The following is a 17228-nucleotide window of genomic DNA, read 5'->3' as shown; positions in this document are numbered from 1 at the left end:
TATATAAACACTCTTCTCGTTGCTGGCGTAGCTCAATTGGTAGAGCAGCTGATTTGTAATCAGCAGGTTGCGGGTTCAAGTCCCATCGCCAGCTCCAGTCAGGTGGGGTTCCCGAGTGGCCAAAGGGAACAGACTGTAAATCTGTCGGCGTACGCCTTCGGAGGTTCAAATCCTCCCCCCACCACCACGAATTTTAAGCCAGCGTTAAGCTGGCTTTTTTTGTATCTACGTATCTCCTTCTCAAACTTCCTGTCAGTACCCGCCGCAACTCACATTGCAACAAATAAAAAAAGAAGCTCAAGGCAATGCCTCAGCTTCTCTCGTTTTTTATGAGCATCCGCTAAAGATGCTTACCAAAAGCAAAGCCAGCCCCGATGGACTGGCCTTGCAAGTGTATTCTCATAACTCATGTCTAGATTTCCGCGTTTACTCTCTTGTCATTCCGACTCCCCAAGCCGGATGGACTCAACAGTTTTGCTGCTCGTAAGCCCAATCACCTGTGATTTTACTTTCGAGCTCTTCTACACGAGCTACTTCTGCCAAAGCTCCTTTGAGCGCCATACTTGCTACTTCAAAGGATTCCTGTGGCAATGTCTGCATGTGTGCAGCCATTTCAATTAAATAGCTGTGTAACGCGCCGGAGATAGGTCCCTCAGGAGTCCCCACCGGTACGGAACTGGTCGATTTCATTACGTCCCCTATTGAGGCCTGAGCGTAACTGGTACAGAACGCTCAAACTTGGCCTGACTGTAGACTTCGCTAAGAAGCTGGTCAGCCACCCCGTTTAATCTTTTTTGTAAACCTGTCGGCAAAGCTTCAATTTCTTCTGCCAACTCAGCCATTAAACTAAATAAATTATCCGAAAAATATCTTGTCTTGGGTTCGGTCTTTTGTGTTGCTTTAGACATTGTCCCCTCCGTGACTGGATTTTTCTTCGACTGATTCAAAATTCCAGGCCATGCTGTAGGGTTGCATCAAACGGAATTGGCGAACTCCAGATTCTCTGCGGGCACGGCAGAATATGTATAGAACCAATGCGAAAGCGTTGCTTATTGGGTATAACTTCTCATCTCTCATTAACTTGACCTAGGTCACATAACGAAAAATTCTAACGAGTTGGCTAAAGTTTCTTTCTACAATTTGCAAACATTATTTTGCTTTTTTCGTTTTTTTCTGTTGTAAACATAGGTTACCCATCAACTTAAAACAGTGAAAAACAATTTTTTCACTTGCCAAAACAACGACTCGTGCGTAGAACCCTCTCTCGTTGCCAAGGAACACGAATTCTTAGCAGACCATATATGGTGGGGTTCCCGAGTGGCCAAAGGGAACAGACTGTAAATCTGTCGGCGTACGCCTTCGGAGGTTCAAATCCTCCCCCCACCACCATGGAACACGTTGCGGTTAGTTTTTCACAAACTAACCGCTTTTTTTATGCCTGTTGCCAACCTCCCGTCATACTGACTGTGCTTTCATTCTATTTTAAAAATAATATGATCTCCAAACTATCTAACACTCTGTCATACTTTTATAATAATAATCAAGCCCCACATGTGATATGAAAGAAAATGGAGGATTAGTATGCAACAACCTAAACGCACTTCTGAAGAGGCAAAAAGACTCATCTGTCCTTTCCAGCTGAATAATGCTGATTTTGCCTTCAGATTCAAAGATGAAAGTTCTGATCACGGAAAATGCATGGCAGAACTATGCATGGCATGGTGTGAAGGGTATTGTCTGCTTATTCCTTCTAGTCAGACGCTACCACAAAAATAAAAGTTCAGGGTACGTATCATTATATACGTACCTGAGCTTTTTCTTTTTCCCATTGCCAACAGGCTTATCCCACCGATAATTATCTTCAGCCTTAATTCCTACCGGCACTGTAGACAGTTTTTCATGCATCTATGATTAACCAGCTATATATTTTAACATTACTCTTCTCTCCCATACACCGCACAGATAACGATAATGTTGCCTCAAACACATTCCAGACTAATTTTGTATAATATTATTCAGCCGTATATTTTATGCAGCTAAGCATTGCTGCATTATTCATATGAGTATCAGTATATTTTATTTTGTTTTTCAAAGTATCATCTGCAAATAATTCCACACTATCTCACTCTACTTTTCTTTATTAGTGCCAAACCAACATGTAGTTTTATCTCCATAAAAAGTTACATACCTAGACAGTATAGTTATAACAGCTATAATCAAGTCTGTAACATCCTGTTTTTAAGACAAAAATAAAACACATCATTCTTGTTTTTTATTTCCCACCGTGCTTGTTACGTATTAATTTCACTTTTTTAACTGGTTTTTTATACAGTTATGCTACCTTACTAAAGAAATAGGAAAAAATAGTATGCAACTATATTTTCCCCTTTTGCCGTGTGTGCCGACAAAAGGAGCGTCTGTTAACCCTTGGATGGCCAAGGAGGCCAGCATGTATAAAACCGAAACGTGGAATTGGGAGGTCGGTCAACGCACAATTGCGGACATGACACCCAAAAGTGACCACACATGGCAGGAAGAAATTGTGATGTCCCCAGACGGGGAGAAAGCTTCCGCCATCGTTTGCCTCGATGATGCTGAGTTCTCAATACGGACGAATGACGATGTTTCTGAAAACACATTCGAAAAATTATGGGAACTCACCTATGCTGCCAATGGTGATTTGTGCTGCTACGCAATGCAGGATGAAGAATGGACTATGGTAGTTGCAGATAAACCGTGGGAAGAAACCTACGGATTTGTCTGGTCTCCGCTGTTCAGTTGTGACGGCAATAATATTGCGACAGCAGTACAGCAGGATATGGAATATGGCATGTCCGTAAACGGATCAATCTGGGAAAACCTTTATGAAAACGCCAACAACTTTGCGATAAGCCCCGATGGAAAAAAGTCGGCTGCGGTTGTTCAGGTCACGCCTATGGGGCAAGCAGATCTGAAAACATTCCGTAACGGCATCTTCTCTATCGCGGTTGATGGTATTGCATGGGATACCCATCTCATGAACTTGTGGACACCTGTTTTCGATGCCAATGCATACCGCGTTGCTGCACAGGTTCGACTCACTCTCTATGACTACAGTATTATTGTAGACAACACCTTATGGGACAACACCTATCAGGGAGTATGGAACCCGTTGTTTACTCCGGACGGTAAACACGTGGTTGCTCCTGTACGCCAAGGTGGCAAATGGGGGCTGGCTAAGGACGGTCAACTTATTTGGAAAGCAACATATGCTAACTGCTGGCATCAGCAATTCAGCCCTGACGGAGAGAACCTCTTCGCTATCGTTGCTCCTGAATATGGGAAGTTCACTGTTGCAGTAAACGATGTGCCTTGGAAAATGCGCTCTCCTGTAATCACAGATCTTGCTGTTTCACCCGATGGCAACAGCGCCGCTGCTTTGGCAAACACCCTTAATACAAATTGGCAAATTTGCGTAAACGGTTCCACTTGGAACGGTTCATACGATATGGCGTGGAAGCCGGTGTTTTGCCCGCACAGTAGCTCGGTTGCAGCAAAGGTACGCAAAAACGGAAAGTACTCTGTACTTGTTAACGGTAAAAACGTTGGCGGCGAGTTTGATATGTGTTTCGACCCGATATTCAGCGACGATGGCGGCAAAGTTCTTATTCGTGGTGTCCACGAAGGCAAAGCCCTGCGTGTCGTAGCCAATGTGCCTAACTAACTGACCGGAGATTTTGCTATGAACAGTCTCTATAATTTTGCTGTAGGTCCGTTAGCATGGGCGGCCTTTATCATACTGGCCGTTACCGCAGTATGGCGCCTATGGTCCATGTACAACCTTGCTAAACAGAAAGATGCGTCTTCTGTAGCCTATATGAGCTGGCAATTCAGCCTGCGCTCTATTGTTAACTGGCTTATCCCCTACAACTCGCTTGGTTGGAAGACAAACCCGGTTCTTACCGCAGTTACGTTTATCTTCCATATCTGTTTTGTTGTTCTTGTTATCTTTGTAACCCCTCATCAGATTCTTCTGGAAAATGCGTTCGGTATCACCTACCCCACCTTATCCTCTGAAGCTGCTGATGTGCTTACGCTGATTACGATTGCCTGCTGCTGTTACTTTGTCTACCGCCGTGTAACCAACGTTACTGTTCGCTATGTCACACGCAGTAATGATTGGATAAGCCTCGGACTTGTTGCTGCCCCGCTTGTTACTGCCCTACTTGGTTCATGGGGAGTGGGCGGAGAAATCATGCCTCTGCTGCACGTACTCACAGCAGAAGCTCTTATCGTTGCCATCCCGTTCACACGCCTTGCACACATCCTGTTTGCCCTGTTCACCAGAGCCTACATCGGATCTGAATTCGGCGGTGTACGCCACTGTAAAGACTGGTAACGGTACTGGAGGAACTAATGAGTATTCAAGACAGAAAAATTGATGATGAAGGTCTTGCCTACGGTGTCAGCAAGCTTACTACTGATAAAATCCAGCAGACATTCAACGCTCTCATTAACAATGAAACCGGTGCCAAACTGAAGGCTTTTTCCGAAACATGCATGCGTTGCGGCATGTGTGCAGAAGCCTGTCATTTCTTTGTATCGCACGGCAACGACCCTTCCTATGCTCCTGTTGGAAAAGTTTCCCAAACTATGAGCAAGCTGCTTGCTGATAACGGCAAGGTCACACCAGACGACATCTACGGTATGGCACAAATTGCATACACAGAATGCAACCTGTGTCGCAGATGTGTTCACTATTGTCCTATAGGTATTGATGTTGCCTACATCATGACCACTATCCGCCGCTTCTGTCATAAGCTTGGTGTAACCCCACAGTATATTCAGGATACTGCGCATTCACACTCTGCAACAATGAACCAGATGTGGGTGAAAGATGATGAGTGGATCGATAGTCTTTTCTGGCAGGAAGACGAAGCACGGGAAGAATTTCCCGGACTGCGTATCCCAATGGATAAAGAAGGGGCTGACTTCTATTACTCTGTTATTGCACCTGAACCTAAATTCCGTACGCAACTTATTTACCAGGCCGCAGCTATCATGAATCAGGCAGGATGCGACTGGACCATGCCTTCAATGCCGGGATGGGACAACAGCGACATGTGTATGTACTCAGGTGACTTCGAAATGATGGGACGCCTGAAACGCCAGCATTATGAGCTTGCCCAGAACCTGAAGGTCAGCCGTATTGTCATGGGCGAGTGCGGACATGCATTCCGTTCCATCTACGATAACGGGAACCGCTGGCTGGGCTACAAAGATTACCCTGTACCTGTCGTACACTCCATTGAGTTCTTTGCTGAACTTTTTGAGCAGGGTAAAATCAAGCTTACCGGAAAGATTCAGGAACCAGTCACTATCCATGACCCGTGCAACATCATACGAGGTTACGGACTCATGGATAAACTGCGCTACGTTGCCCATCAGCTGTGCGATAACATCGTAGAAATGTATCCGAACCGCGAACATAACTTCTGCTGTTCAGCAGGTGGCGGTGTTATTAACTGCGGCCCTCCTTTCAAAAAGGTACGCGTGGAAGGAAACCTTGCCAAAGCAAACCAGCTAAAAGCAACCGGCGCTAAAATCTGTATCGCACCATGTCATAACTGCCATGGCGGTCTTGAGGACATTATCCACCATTACGATCTGGGGATCGAACTTAAATTCCTCGGCGATCTCATCTATGAGCTAATGGAAAAACCGGAATAACTGGAGAGCACTATGAACAAAGTATTCACACCAATACTGCTGATCTTTGCCTTCATGCTTACTATTCCGGCAGCATCCGCATTTGCTGAAGGAATGCCCGAAGGCAGAATGAATGTACCTGAACTTGCCCCGTTCAAATACGCTCCAGCAGTCTTTGACCATGACCCGCATAATGAAAAGGCCGGTCTGGAAGAAAACTGTATCGCCTGTCACCACGGCGGCGAAAATGGAAAAATGGACATGGAAGATGACACTTCCGGCACTCCGTGTGTCGAATGTCACTCTGTTGAAAAGCAGCGCGGTGTAACCCCGCTCAGACGAGCGTTCCACCTGCAGTGCATTACCTGTCATGAAAACCAGAATAAAGGCCCGGTGCAGTGTAAATCCTGCCACGTGCCGGAAAAATAGCATGTAACAGGAGAAGACGGCATGGAAGAACTCACTCTGGCACAAGATGGTACCCTGAAGCTGAACAACACCGTTGTGGCGGACATACTCAGCACTCTCAGCACCAGACTTGTACTTGAAAAAGACGTTACGCTGCGCTCGTTCTTCTCCATGTTTTCCGCGTATCCGGAAGTACTGCGCCTGAATCCTTTTTTGCAGGGAGCTTCAGATGATGCGGCGACCTGCACTGCTTCAGGATGCATTACAGAGGAGTTTTCGCACCTTGAACTTTACAGACAACTTGAAATGACAGGTGCCCCCGGTACTCCGGAAATGAACATCCACACTCTGGTGCGCGGCATAAACAATACAGGCAGGCACGAGCTGCGTTTCTTCCGGCTCAACAACCTGCTGGACATGCCTTTTTCGCTTGGCCAAATGCGTCATGTAATATTCGGAGACAGAACAAGTGAGCTTTATTGCAACACCACGTTCTCTCTTTTTGAAGTAATCGAGGGTATCGCCTGGGAGCTGAGTTTTCAGGGCGGAACCCATACATGCAGCCTCAGGAGGTAGCATATGTTTAAGAAAATTCTGTTCGCTACATCAGCTTCTCCGGCTTGCGATAACGCAGCCAAGGTTTCCTTTGATCTCGCACAAAAAAACAATGCTAAATTGTACACTCTGCATGTTCTTGGTGTCCCTTCACGAGGATTCAGCACAACAGTAACTGATCTTCGCACCGGTGAAGAAGAAACCGTTGATGCCGACTACCGTGACTGGGTGATGGAAGAACTGTCCACAACATACGCAACGCAACTTGCAGAATACGATAATACCGCTCTGGAACTCGGTGTAGGTGTACCTGCTACCGAAATCCTACGCTTTGCCCGTAAAGAAAATGTCGACCTTATTGTCATGGGAGCAAACACCCGCGATGACGATCCGGAATCTGCCCGCTCCCGCTCCATTGTCGGACGAACCATGGAAAAGGTGGCACGTCTTGCCAAGTGTCCGGTACTCATCGTCAACCGTCCATGCACAACCTGCTGGAAGCTCTTCTCCAACATTGTTTACTGCACGGATTTTTCTCCTGCAGCAGACAATGCTTTTGAGTTCGCAAAAACCACTGCGGAAGAAATTGGTGCAAAACTCAACATCTTCCATGCATTTGATATGTCCAGCTCTAAAATGGGACTATTCCCGTCACAGAGCGATATTGAACGCCAGCTGGAATCAGCTCAAAAGAAAATTGACGAACGATATGTATCCAAGCTGGCAAGCTATGACAACTATGACGTTGAAATATGGGAAGGCACACCGTACGTTGAAATTCTCAAGTTCGCACGGGAAAAGCAGGCCGACCTTATCATTATGGCACACCATACTGCTGATGTCCCTGTAGAAGATGCAGAGCTCGGCAGCACAATTGAACAGGTTGTTGTGCGCTCTGCCTGTCCTGTTGCCAGTGTGTCACGTGCATAAAGACACCAGCCGGTTAGAGGTGAAACATGAACACACCGCGCGTACTTGTAGTAGATGATGAACTCAGTTTCAGGCTGTTTTTGAAGACGCTGTTCGAAACAAGTGGCATGCGGGTTGAAAGCGCCCGTAACGGCAGTGAAGGATACGATAAAGCGCGCGCCAATAAGCCATCATTAATCGTACTGGATGTGATGATGCCCGAATGGGGCGGAATCAACATGTACAGAAAAATAAGAACAACGCCGGAACTGGCTGAGATACCGGTAGTAATGCTTTCCGCTGTGGCACCCGAAGGTTTTGCACATGCACTTAACATGATAGGCATATCGGAAACGGAACTTCCGCCTCCTGAGGCCTATGTAGAAAAACCGCCAAGTCCGGAAAAACTACTGTCTACAGTTCAGGATCTACTAAAACTGAGTGTTTCCAAATAACCTGCTACGACCAAGGAGTGACTCTAATGCCACATAAAGTCCTTGTAATTGATGACGATCCATATATTGTAAAATATCTCATCGATATATTAACTGATAACGGCTACGCAACATGCTCTGCATCAAACGGTGCGGAAGGGCTTGAGGTCCTTAAGCGTGAAAAACCAGATCTAGTTACACTTGATCTGGAAATGCCTGAAGAATGGGGGCCTCGCTTCTACCGCAAAATGGTAAAGGAGCCGGGTTTTGAAAATACACCGGTTATTGTTATCAGCGGTCTCCCCGGTATTCACTTGGCTATCAAAAATGCTGTAGCCTCATTAAAAAAACCGTTCGACCCCAATGCGCTGCTTGAGATCATAAAAAGCTCGCTCGTGGAAAAAGAACACGCGTAAATATACTTGTCCGGTTGCTGAGGGAAGCCCATTACCATCGGGTTTCCCTCAACCGTCCTTCCCTATGCCGTTCTTACGTGATGAGCTTTAACCGAGTCTTACTATACATCAGCAAAGCAATATGGATCGGAATCAAGAAAGGTAGTCCTCTCAACAACCCGCTGGAGAAATCATGTTGCACACAATTCTGCTTGTGGATGATGAGGAAGGAATTCGAAAAATCCTGGGTCTGTCATTGAAGGATCTGGGATACACTGTCTATACAGCCGCCAGTGGTGAAGAAGGCATAGAGATGTTCAACAAGTACGAACCAGAAATTGTACTTACCGACATTAAAATGCCCGGCTTATCCGGCCTTGATCTGCTGGACAGATTTAAATTTCAGGCTCCCGATACCGAAGTCATCATGATTACCGGCCATGGTGATATGGATTTGGCTATCCAGAGCATCAAGCGCAGCGCAACAGACTTCATAACCAAACCGATTAATGAAGATGCCTTGGAAATAGCTCTCAATCGTGCACACGAGCGTATTGAGATGCGGCGTCAACTCAGTCAGTACACCTGTGACCTTGAACGCCTTGTTGATGAACAGGCAACTCAATTGGTCGAACAAGAACGCCAACTGGCTGCTTTACAAATCGCTGAAGGATTTGCTGACGGCCTGCGAACAATTGTAAGCCATATCGATGGTGGCACATCCACGTTCAACCAACTGCCATGCTTTGTTTCTGTGCATAATGCACAGAGCGAAATCATCTCTGCAAACCCGATTTTCACTGAGCGAATAGGGCCTTCCGTTGGTAAACCAAGCTGGTGGGCTTACAAAAACAGCACTGAGAAACGTCCTGACAGCTCCCCAGTCGAACGCGTCCTGCTTTCAGGAGATGCACAATCCTCACAAGAATTTATTACGGACAAAAACGGGAGCAAATTACCGGTTCAAGTAAATGCTGTCCCCATTCTGGATAATGACGGTACTATTGAACTGGTACTTGAATTAGCAGCAGACATGACTGAAGTTCAGAGTATGCAAGAAGAGCTTCGGATCACCCGCCACCGCTACCAACAGTTGTTTGAAGAATCTCCGTGCTATATCAGTGTGCAAAATAAAGATTTACAGATTATTGCAAACAACAGGCGTTTTCGAGAAGACTTTGGAAGCTCTCTTGGGAAAAGCTGCCATCAACTCTATGCCCACAGGGATACTCCATGCACCCGATGCCCTGTAATGAAGACATTTGAAGATGGAAAAACTCATCAATATGAAACAGTCATTACTACCCGTAACGGTGAACAGCGCAATGTGTTGATCTGGACTGCTCCTATCTGTGATGTAGAAGGAAACATTGCGGAAGTTATGGAGATGTCGACCGACATCACTCAATTGCGAGCACTACAGGACAGGCTTTCCACTCTGGGGTTACTGCTGGGCTCCACAGCACATGGCATTAAAGGTCTGCTCACAGCTCTGGATGGTGGCATCTACCGTCTCGGTACTGGCATTAAAATGGATAAACCAGAGCGCGTTCTGGACAGTTTTAACGACCTTTCTCATCTCATAGACCGTCTACGTAAAATGGTGCTGGACATTCTGCATTATGCTAAAGAACGTTCCCTGAACTGGGAAGTAATCCTCCTTCCCAACTTTGTACGTGAAATAGAAAGCATTATCCGCCCGAAAGCAGAATCAAAAGGGGTCACTTTTAACTGTATCACGCCGGAAGACGGCACCCTTGAAGCAGATTATGGCGGGCTGTCTTCCGCACTGGTTAATATTCTGGAAAATGCAGTTGAATCCTGCGAGGCTTCACGCTCAACAGCGGAATACTGTGTTGAATTTGTCGTCTGTACAGACGGTAAAACCGTCGACTTTACCATTACTGACAATGGCTCCGGCATGTCGCAGGAAACACGGGAAAAACTGTTTACACTCTTTTTTTCATCCAAAGGGCCGGCTGGTACAGGTATCGGGTTATTTGTTGCCAACCAGACAGTGCAACAGCATGGAGGCACTATATCTGTGTCATCTGAAAAAGGAGAAGGCAGCACTTTCTCAATACGTCTGCATGCCGAACTCCCTGAACACCTGAAAAAAGAATTATCCGACACTACCAGCTAACAACAGCAAAGCTATGCATTGGTATTCCTGAACAACAAATTCTCTCTAATATGACACCTGCGTCATAGCCCACATACTCTGACATTGGCAAAAATATGCTCAGGCGGTGTAGCCCGCACCGCCTTGTCAGAGCAGCCCAATACATAGCTAAAAAGGGATGATGCACATATGCCGCACCATCCCTTCATTTATTTTATTTCAACGTATCGTGTTCTGCTACAAGAGCTTTCTGGCTGGGTATCGTCTGGCTTTCTTTATCGCCTTAACTTTCAAGCTTACATCTTTCCAGCGCTCTTTCTCTGCCCTGTCCGCACTCGTATTATGGCGGAGTTCCTGATACTCAAGCTCACGTTTCATCTTGTGGTAACTATCAAGCCGCGACGCTTGCAGTTCGCCTGTTGCTACTGCATCAAGCACTCGACACCCCGGCTCAGCAAGATGAGTACAATCCCCGAAACGGCACTCTTGCGCGAAACGTTCAATTTCAGGAAAAACATCACTCAGTCCATCACCAGAGTCCCAAAATGCAATTTCGCGAACTCCAGGGTTATCTATAACCATACCGCCCTGCGGAAGTACAATAAGGTCGCGCGTTGTGGTTGTATGTCTTCCTTTACCTACAGCAGAACTTACTGCACCGGTACGCTGCACCTCTCCCCCTGCTAGCCTGTTCAACAGTGTGGATTTTCCGGCACCAGATGAACCAAGCATAGCAATTGTTTTCCCGTCAGCAACATACTGACCAAGACTCACTATTCCTGTGGACTCCTGAGCAGATACCACATGCACAGGGACACCAAATACAATACTCTCCACCTCACACACTATATGCGCTGGGGAATCATGCAAGTCAGCTTTAGTGAGTACGATTACAGGCTGCGCTCCGCAGTTATATACAAGGGTGACATAGCGCTCTATACGCCGCAGATTAAAATCCTGATCCAATCCGCAAACGATGAAGACTGTATCCAGATTAGCAGCAATTACCTGTTGCTTATACGCAGCAGCATCAAGCTTACCCCGCCCTCCGGAAGCACCGCGGGAGAGAATATTTTTTCTTAAAAGAACCCGCGTGATCATTGACTCGTATAGCATTACCCAGTCACCCGCAGCTGGAAAAAGCCCATCTGCCATGTGCAACATTTTTCCAGATACTGTCGCGAGTATTTCCGTATTTCCGTCGGTTACAAGAAAACTATTTTTACGAACTCCGACAACCCTGCCTATAGTTGGCTCTTCTTCCTCAATTAACGTTACCTGATCTTGAAAAAAAGGCTCCCAACCATAGGACATTAATTTATTAAACCTTGAAGACTTCTCTGTGATACTTTCTTTTGAACTTTTCATTATTTTTACTCATACGATACACTGCTACATCTGCATGCAGGTCTCTATTGTGCTTGTATCCTTCCTGCTATCCAAAGGTATAGCCATAAGACACACGTAACCATCAGGCACACCTGAACAGACAACGCAGCATGATATTGGGATGGGATCTTAATACGACTTGCGCAAAAAAAGACCCCGCATAAAACAGTAGTTCGCGGAAAGTGGTTGCAGACAGAGGGCACAACCAAAGACACAGAAATCAGGACGACTTCTGTCCTGACGTATGTCGGAAGATATCACAGCACTGCAACTAGGGCAGAGCAACGTGTTTTATTCAGAATAAAACACTACAGTGATGTATTAATGGTCAACCCTCACATCGGCAACCAACAGCACATCATCTTTTCTAACTTTGTTCAAAAAAACTCCTTAGATATATAGGTATACTTCCCTTTACAACTCAAACTCTTAAGAGTCAACGCCATCCGCCGCAACACATTCCACACTCAATGCAGCTACAAACAGCAGATCAAGCATGCGCGCAATTCTTGCGTCCTCTATTGGCATGTTGAAATAATGTTATTAATCCAACTTTGTTTATAAACATAAACATGGCATAGCAAAAGACACTAACAACCTGCTTTTGCAGAATAAAAAACAAAACCTATATTGTACTTTTTGTCTTTTGCACAAAAAAATTCCGCTATCACTATTGGTTAAACCATCTTGATAGCGGAATCTCTTCAAAAGGAGCTAGCCGAACACTTTGGATGTAGCTTTATTTCTTAGATAAAGCGATTAATTTTAGTACTAATCCATTTTTCTCATTCAATAAAGATAATAATGCCAGTACATAAAAAATACATCAAATGTCCTATGCCCTTACACGAAGATTCGACTGGGCAGCAGATGAAACAGCTCTGGAACTCATAGGTTTGTACCCTGAATACCCAGAGACACGCGGGCCGACCTGCACGGACGTTGCAGACTGAACGCTCTGCATTGTGTGCACATCGAGAGGCGCTTGCGGAGTGGCAATACCCATTTGCGCAACAACTGCGGCGTGCTGAATTGCACCGGACTGTTGATTGCCGCCTAAGTATGCTGCATCAGTTGCGCGAGCCATTTTACGCATAATTACTGCACGAACTTCTTCTACAGTAGGAAGCTTCGGCATAGAATACATGCGCGCTTCAGAATAGCTCTCGTTTACTGCAACTGGACTTGCCCCTTGACCGGATGCATCCATGATTCCCGCATGCTTATTCACATTGAATTGGACATCTACAACTGAACCTGCCGTCAAAGATTGAAAGTCATCAGAAAACTCTACAACATCAGCTATAACGGGCTGAGCTGCATCGTTACCCTGTAACGTTTTCTCCACCTCAGAACTCTGGCTACTATTACGTTGGCCTTGTGCTACAGAGGATGGCACATCAAAGACTCTTACTGCATGTGATGTAGGAACAATCATTATGAACCTCGCATGTATCTCCTTTAGTCCTACTCTCTAATCGGCAGATAACTAGCTTATTTTATAGTCATCAGCAACGTAAATCTAAAATAAAAACATATGATAGTATATGGTTACATGAGAATAATCGTTCAACACAGCATTCACCTAAGAGAATTTTTAATCCATAATTGAAGAACTGTTTCCATTTTTTATAGTAAAGCCAGCAAATTTTTTTCAGTTTCGCAAAATTTCATCCTCAATAAAAAAAGAGCAAGATAACAACCTCACTCTTTAGTATATTCATTCGCGCAGTTTACTTCAGCTACAAATTACCTACTGGTACAAAGGGCAATAACAAGATTGCACGGACACCACCTTCTATACCGTTCTCTAAAATAAGCTCTCCACCCATCTCACGAACAGCTTTACGGGTAGCCATAAGCCCGAAACCAGACCCTCTGTCTTTAGTTGTTACCAATCCCTCTTCCAGCTGCTCAAACAATTCAGACGAGAGCCCGCGCCCATTGTCTTCAACCAAGTATCGAACATACTGTTCATCACATTCTGTGTGCAACATGACTTTACCGTCGCCAAACTCTCTACGACCTGACTGAACTGCTTCCTCTACGGCTTCAACTGCATTGGTTGCCAGATTCATTAAACACGTATGTACTGCCTGCTCATCCAGCAATGCAACAGGTTGAGGCATATTCTCGTGGATAATTTTCCCTCCTGCATCGCGCATTCGTGCGGATAACAATTCAGCAACTTCAGACAACGGAAGACCGGGATCTAGCTTGGATGGCCGTAATGACAGCGGTCGCGAAAGTTGGAGCAGGTTCATTGTCAGATCGCGAACCCGAGTCACATCCCGCTTAACCATCCCCCAGCCTTGCTCAAGGTAGTCTTTACGATCAAGCTCTAACCCTTTTTCAAGCACAAACAATGCGCCTTCCAGTCCGCCGGCAATATTCTTAATAGCGTGAGCCAATCCAGCAACGGTCTCTCCCATCACAGCAAACCGCTCTGCCTGAACAAGCTCCTTGGTTCTCTGTTCGACCAGAAATTCAAGATGAATCGTATGTTCGACTAGCTGCCTACGCATAATGACGCGCTCAACAGCCCGCCGCAGCGCAAATTCAAGCAGCTCTACATTCACTGGCTTCGTAATGAAATCCGTTGCCCCAAGACGCAAGCAGTCTACCGCAACAGACACATCCGCATGTCCCGTCGTGATAACAACACCGGTTTCCGGCCAATGTTTACGAATCTCTTTCAGCAAAGCAACGCCATCCATCCCGGGCATGCGAACGTCAGTTACAACCACTTCATAGGCTTTCTGCTGAAGTTTTTCTAATGCTTCTTCACCACTATGGGCTACATCAATCACATACCCCAAATCAGTAATATAGGCTCCAAGGACAACCGTGATGCCTTTTTCATCATCTACAAGAAGTACAGATGATCTTGATGCAATACTCATTTATGCTGCGCCTCCGGCTGCTTTGTTCCATAGGCATTCGGATCAATCAGAGGCATGACGGTATACGAACTTTTTTCTGCTCCGTTTATCATGCTGGCAGAAAGTTTCATACTCGCGCCTACTGACTTCTAGGGAATGTCAGCGTAAAGCGTGCCCCGCCTTCTTCCTTATTTTGAATCCTGATTGTTCCGCCAAAATCTTTAATCAGCCCGTACGTAATAGAAAGCCCCAAGCCTGTGCCTTTTCCAACTTCTTTAGTGGTAAAAAACGGTTCAAATATCTTGTCCAACAACCGCTGAGGCACACCGGTACCAGTATCTTCCACCACAGCAACAACAGCACGCGGAGTTGAATACGTTGTCAATGTTATGATCTTATCCTGACTTGGATTTTCCACTTCTGCTTCTTCTATGGCATCCCGCGCATTAAGCAGTAAATTAATAAATACCTGCTCTAACCTGTTTGATACGCCAAGAATTTCCGGAAGATTTTCTTCAAAATTCTGCTGCACACGTATTCCCCGCAACGTAAGCTGAGAGATAAACATCGCCACAGAACTTTTTATTACCCTGTTAACGCCAACCCGCTCCAGAGCATGATCAGACTGCCTGCCAAATGCGCGCATATGGTCAATAATCTGGCTTGCCCTATCGACATGCGAATCAATCTCTTCTGCCATTGTATTAAGAACATCAGAGTCTATTGGTTCATCACGACGTATTTTGCGCATAATAAACCCGCTTGCTGCTTTAATCACCGTCAGCGGCTGATTAAGCTCATGGGCAACCCCTGTTGCCATCTCGCCAAGCGTAGCCATTTTACCTGCCTGAATTAGCTTCTGCTCAGTTTCAAGCCGATCCGTTACGTCTGTAGCTGAAACTAACAGTACATTTCGATCATTATACACAGCAGGAGACAGCCGAAAATCCATGTAAAACATACTTTCATCTTTTCTCTTCTGTCGCACGCGGTTTAACGCTGTAAATGCCTTCAAATAGGAACGTGCTTTCTCCTGCTCCTCTTCAGGAAACAATTGGATAAACGAAGCTTGCTGCATCTCTCCTGAGCTATACCCATAGCTTCGTTCAGCCATCTCATTACAATCGATGATGGTATACTCTTCCATATCCAAAACAAACACGGCATTCGGAATATGGTTAAAGATAGCATGGTATTTCGCTTCAGAAGAAAGAAGCTTCTCTTCCATACGTCTTCTATCGGAGATATCAATCCCCATCTCCATTGCAGCAACAACTTCACCTTTATCGTCAAAGACTGGGCTGACATGGACAATCCAATGCGCTTCGGTGCCATCAGGATTAATTCCGCTCTCTTCTGAACAATATGGCCTGCCAGTTTGAAACGTTTTATCCAACGGACAATTAGGGCACTTTTCTGACAACCCCTTATATGCTTCATAGCAAAACGCCCCGGGTTCAGGATGAAAACGTTCGGCAAACTCCTTATTGTACTTCAGAATACGCATATTTGCGTCTTGGACCGTTATACTGCAAGGAACTTGTTCAAACAGATCCTGATACTCCTGACGCTTTTTATCGACCTCTTCCTGCTTCTGGGCAATGGCCTGTTCCATAGCCACAATAGAATCAACGAGATGCCCTAGCTCGTCCGTACGGTTAACTGTATCTAACCCGGATGACTTTCCTTCACTGATGCGCTTTGTTGATCTGATAAGCTTTTTGATAGGGCTGGTCAGATACCTGCGTATCCCAAAAACAAGAAGTGAAACCGAAAGGACATAAATTAATCCGGTGAGCGTAAGTAGCTTACTCTGCACCGCAGCAAGTCCAAGAGCAGCCTGATCTGTATGCAATATAAGCTCTAACTCACCCAACACCTGATGTTCTGCATTGTGGGCATGGCACGGTGCTGTAGAGCAACTTGCTTCATTCATTATAGGGGCAATTGAACCAAGCAATACCGTATCGTCTTTCACAATCCTACGCGTCCGCTGCTCCAGCCCAAGAAACACACGAGGCGGGTTTACAGCGTGACAGGCAAGACAGGGAGGAGCATCTTTGGCAACCTTCGTCCCCACTTCGCTATGCATATTAGAAAACCGGATAACACCCTGTTTATCGTAAATACGCACAGAGGTGATATCCGGATGTTTTGCAATGTCAGAAACAATCTGGTTAATTTCGCTCCGGGCATTTGCCATCATTGCATAGCGGGCAGAGAGCAATATCGTTTTACTGAGTCTATCAGCCTCTATCGAAAGCTTAGACGCAGTATGCTTGTTGAGATAGTGCATTGTACCCCATGAATGCAGGCCAAGACAGAGAATCAATACAAGCGCGATTAGCAGAAGAACCTTTACAGCCAGCGAATTACGAAAACGCGAAAGCCAAAAATACATGCTCAACTCCCGTATAAAGCCGCACACACATGCCAGTTACCACTA

Annotated in this window: 16 protein-coding genes and 3 tRNA genes; 13 read left to right on the top strand and 6 right to left on the bottom strand. The window is 45.7% G+C overall.

Annotated elements, in window-relative coordinates; all coding sequences use genetic code 11:
* The first annotated feature begins 21 nt into the window (after positions 1-21).
* Together SP90_RS14590 and SP90_RS14585 are read left to right on the top strand one after the other, a co-directional pair.
* Positions 22-97: transfer RNA gene (locus SP90_RS14590), tRNA-Thr, on the top strand.
* A 4-nt stretch (positions 98-101) separates the two neighbouring features.
* Positions 102-187, top strand: a tRNA-Tyr gene (locus SP90_RS14585).
* A 278-nt stretch (positions 188-465) separates the two neighbouring features.
* Here the strand turns inward: SP90_RS14585 and SP90_RS14580 are convergent.
* Entirely contained in the window at positions 466-690 is a 225-nt protein-coding gene (locus tag SP90_RS14580; protein WP_066857912.1) for a hypothetical protein, read from the bottom strand.
* An 8-nt stretch (positions 691-698) separates the two neighbouring features.
* A complete protein-coding gene (locus tag SP90_RS14575) occupies positions 699-908 on the bottom strand; it encodes a hypothetical protein (protein WP_066857909.1) in 210 nt (69 codons plus the stop codon).
* Positions 909-1303: 395 nt separating this feature from the next.
* On the opposite strand from SP90_RS14575, the gene SP90_RS14570 reads away from it, so the two are divergent.
* The 11 genes from SP90_RS14570 (at position 1304) to SP90_RS14520 (ending at position 10532) form a co-directional block, all read left to right on the top strand.
* Positions 1304-1389, top strand: a tRNA-Tyr gene (locus SP90_RS14570).
* 192 nt (positions 1390-1581) lie between these two features.
* Entirely contained in the window at positions 1582-1776 is a 195-nt protein-coding gene (locus SP90_RS14565; RefSeq protein ID WP_066857906.1) for a hypothetical protein, read from the top strand.
* A gap of 673 nt (positions 1777-2449) precedes the next feature.
* Positions 2450-3703 (top strand): electron transfer complex subunit TmcD, encoded by a 1254-nt coding sequence (tmcD, locus tag SP90_RS14560; RefSeq protein WP_066857903.1) that lies wholly within the window; start codon positions 2450-2452, stop codon positions 3701-3703.
* Between the two features lie 18 nt (positions 3704-3721).
* Positions 3722-4378, top strand: a complete 657-nt coding sequence (gene tmcC / locus SP90_RS14555) for a TmcC family electron transfer complex membrane anchor subunit (protein ID WP_066857899.1) — start codon at positions 3722-3724, stop codon at positions 4376-4378.
* 17 nt (positions 4379-4395) lie between these two features.
* On the top strand, positions 4396-5709 hold the full coding sequence (tmcB, locus tag SP90_RS14550) for an electron transfer complex ferredoxin TmcB (protein WP_066857896.1): 1314 nt from the start codon (positions 4396-4398) through the stop codon (positions 5707-5709).
* A gap of 12 nt (positions 5710-5721) precedes the next feature.
* Positions 5722-6117: an acidic tetraheme cytochrome c3 TmcA gene (gene tmcA / locus SP90_RS14545; protein WP_066857893.1), complete on the top strand. Its 396-nt coding sequence runs from the start codon at positions 5722-5724 to the stop codon at positions 6115-6117.
* A gap of 21 nt (positions 6118-6138) precedes the next feature.
* Entirely contained in the window at positions 6139-6672 is a 534-nt protein-coding gene (locus SP90_RS14540) for a hypothetical protein (RefSeq protein ID WP_066857890.1), read from the top strand.
* Between the two features lie 3 nt (positions 6673-6675).
* Entirely contained in the window at positions 6676-7581 is a 906-nt protein-coding gene (locus tag SP90_RS14535) for a universal stress protein (RefSeq protein WP_066857887.1), read from the top strand.
* 26 nt (positions 7582-7607) lie between these two features.
* Positions 7608-8015 carry a response regulator gene (locus SP90_RS14530; protein WP_066857884.1) on the top strand — a complete coding sequence of 136 codons (408 nt, stop codon included), beginning with the start codon at positions 7608-7610 and terminating at the stop codon, positions 8013-8015.
* A 26-nt stretch (positions 8016-8041) separates the two neighbouring features.
* Positions 8042-8410, top strand: a complete 369-nt coding sequence (divK, locus tag SP90_RS14525) for a DVU0259 family response regulator domain-containing protein (RefSeq protein WP_066857881.1) — start codon at positions 8042-8044, stop codon at positions 8408-8410.
* A gap of 172 nt (positions 8411-8582) precedes the next feature.
* Positions 8583-10532 (top strand): response regulator, encoded by a 1950-nt coding sequence (locus tag SP90_RS14520; protein ID WP_066857880.1) that lies wholly within the window; start codon positions 8583-8585, stop codon positions 10530-10532.
* 216 nt (positions 10533-10748) lie between these two features.
* On the opposite strand, the gene rsgA is transcribed toward SP90_RS14520, so the two are convergent.
* From rsgA to SP90_RS14500, 4 genes are all read right to left on the bottom strand, one after another.
* Positions 10749-11879 carry a ribosome small subunit-dependent GTPase A gene (gene rsgA / locus SP90_RS14515; RefSeq protein WP_066857876.1) on the bottom strand — a complete coding sequence of 377 codons (1131 nt, stop codon included), beginning with the start codon at positions 11877-11879 and terminating at the stop codon, positions 10749-10751.
* An 856-nt stretch (positions 11880-12735) separates the two neighbouring features.
* Positions 12736-13338, bottom strand: coding sequence for a hypothetical protein (locus SP90_RS14510; protein ID WP_066857873.1), 603 nt, complete (start codon positions 13336-13338; stop codon positions 12736-12738).
* Positions 13339-13642: 304 nt separating this feature from the next.
* A complete protein-coding gene (locus tag SP90_RS14505; RefSeq protein WP_066857870.1) occupies positions 13643-14803 on the bottom strand; it encodes an ATP-binding response regulator in 1161 nt (386 codons plus the stop codon).
* Positions 14804-14921: 118 nt separating this feature from the next.
* The gene (locus SP90_RS14500) at positions 14922-17183 is read right to left on the bottom strand and encodes a PAS domain S-box protein (RefSeq protein WP_066857867.1); all 2262 of its coding nucleotides are present in this window, start codon (positions 17181-17183) and stop codon (positions 14922-14924) included.
* Between the last annotated feature and the right edge of the window lie 45 nt (positions 17184-17228).

The sequence above is a fragment of the Halodesulfovibrio spirochaetisodalis genome, from assembly GCF_001672295.1.
Classification (GTDB): domain Bacteria; phylum Desulfobacterota; class Desulfovibrionia; order Desulfovibrionales; family Desulfovibrionaceae; genus Halodesulfovibrio; species Halodesulfovibrio spirochaetisodalis.
This window is presented reverse-complemented; position numbering and strand designations above follow the sequence as displayed.

Excerpts from the sequence above, each read along its gene's own strand:
- SP90_RS14580 (WP_066857912.1), bottom strand. The coding sequence starts at position 690 with ATGAAATCGACCAGTTCCGTACCGGTGGGGACTCCTGAGGGACCTATC.
- SP90_RS14575 (WP_066857909.1), bottom strand. The coding sequence starts at position 908 with ATGTCTAAAGCAACACAAAAGACCGAACCCAAGACAAGATATTTTTCG.
- SP90_RS14565 (WP_066857906.1), top strand. The coding sequence starts at position 1,582 with ATGCAACAACCTAAACGCACTTCTGAAGAGGCAAAAAGACTCATCTGT.
- tmcD (WP_066857903.1), top strand. The coding sequence starts at position 2,450 with ATGTATAAAACCGAAACGTGGAATTGGGAGGTCGGTCAACGCACAATT.
- tmcC (WP_066857899.1), top strand. The coding sequence starts at position 3,722 with ATGAACAGTCTCTATAATTTTGCTGTAGGTCCGTTAGCATGGGCGGCC.
- tmcB (WP_066857896.1), top strand. The coding sequence starts at position 4,396 with ATGAGTATTCAAGACAGAAAAATTGATGATGAAGGTCTTGCCTACGGT.
- tmcA (WP_066857893.1), top strand. The coding sequence starts at position 5,722 with ATGAACAAAGTATTCACACCAATACTGCTGATCTTTGCCTTCATGCTT.
- SP90_RS14540 (WP_066857890.1), top strand. The coding sequence starts at position 6,139 with ATGGAAGAACTCACTCTGGCACAAGATGGTACCCTGAAGCTGAACAAC.
- SP90_RS14535 (WP_066857887.1), top strand. The coding sequence starts at position 6,676 with ATGTTTAAGAAAATTCTGTTCGCTACATCAGCTTCTCCGGCTTGCGAT.
- SP90_RS14530 (WP_066857884.1), top strand. The coding sequence starts at position 7,608 with ATGAACACACCGCGCGTACTTGTAGTAGATGATGAACTCAGTTTCAGG.
- divK (WP_066857881.1), top strand. The coding sequence starts at position 8,042 with ATGCCACATAAAGTCCTTGTAATTGATGACGATCCATATATTGTAAAA.
- SP90_RS14520 (WP_066857880.1), top strand. The coding sequence starts at position 8,583 with ATGTTGCACACAATTCTGCTTGTGGATGATGAGGAAGGAATTCGAAAA.
- rsgA (WP_066857876.1), bottom strand. The coding sequence starts at position 11,879 with ATGAAAAGTTCAAAAGAAAGTATCACAGAGAAGTCTTCAAGGTTTAAT.
- SP90_RS14510 (WP_066857873.1), bottom strand. The coding sequence starts at position 13,338 with ATGATTGTTCCTACATCACATGCAGTAAGAGTCTTTGATGTGCCATCC.
- SP90_RS14505 (WP_066857870.1), bottom strand. The coding sequence starts at position 14,803 with ATGAGTATTGCATCAAGATCATCTGTACTTCTTGTAGATGATGAAAAA.
- SP90_RS14500 (WP_066857867.1), bottom strand. The coding sequence starts at position 17,183 with ATGTATTTTTGGCTTTCGCGTTTTCGTAATTCGCTGGCTGTAAAGGTT.